Here is a 636-nt window from a genome sequence, read left to right on the forward strand (position 1 = left end):
CATTTTCCTTATTTTTCCGGTTGCGCGGAGGTGTTCCTGCCGAACATGAGGGCCTCACTGACGCGGCGGCTCTGGCCGGTGAACTCGAGGAGCCGCCCGTGGTGCACGATGCGGTCGATGATCGCTGCGGCGAGTTTGTCGTCCGCGAAGACCGTGCCCCATTTACTGAACTCGATGTTCGTGGTGAATATGATGCTCCGTCTTTCGTAGCTGCCCGCGATGATCTGGTAGAGCAGGCGCGCCCCGTCGATGTCGAAGGGTACGTAGCCGAACTCGTCCAGTATGATCAGGTCGGCACGGCCGATGTCCCGGAGCATCGTCTCGAGCGTGCCGTCGCGTTTGGCCTTGCCCAGCTGGAGGACGAGCTCGGCGGTCTGATGGAACCGCACGCCCAGCCCCATGTCGATCGCCTTCATGCCCAGCCCGATCGCGAGATGTGTCTTTCCGCGCCCGGTCTTGCCGTAGAACACCAGGTCCTGCGCGCGCGGGATGAAACCGAGCCCTAGGAGCTCATCGAGCATGTAGCCGTCGGGGAGCCTGACGTTCGTGAAGTCGTAGCCGTCGAGACCCTTGACGACGGGGGACCGGGCGCGGCGCAGGAGCCTGTCGTGCTTCGCGCGTTCCCTGTTCGCCAGT

General features: G+C 63.5%; 1 protein-coding gene. It reads right to left on the minus strand.

Going from position 1 to position 636, the window contains the following annotated elements; genetic code table 11:
• Positions 1-8: 8 nt before the first annotated feature.
• On the minus strand, positions 9-636 hold a 628-nt coding region (gene istB / locus IE258_RS40800; RefSeq protein ID WP_189750839.1), incomplete at its 5' end, for an IS21-like element ISBlo2 family helper ATPase IstB.

This window comes from Streptomyces tendae, from assembly GCF_014650435.1.
In the GTDB taxonomy this organism is placed as follows: domain Bacteria; phylum Actinomycetota; class Actinomycetes; order Streptomycetales; family Streptomycetaceae; genus Streptomyces; species Streptomyces tendae.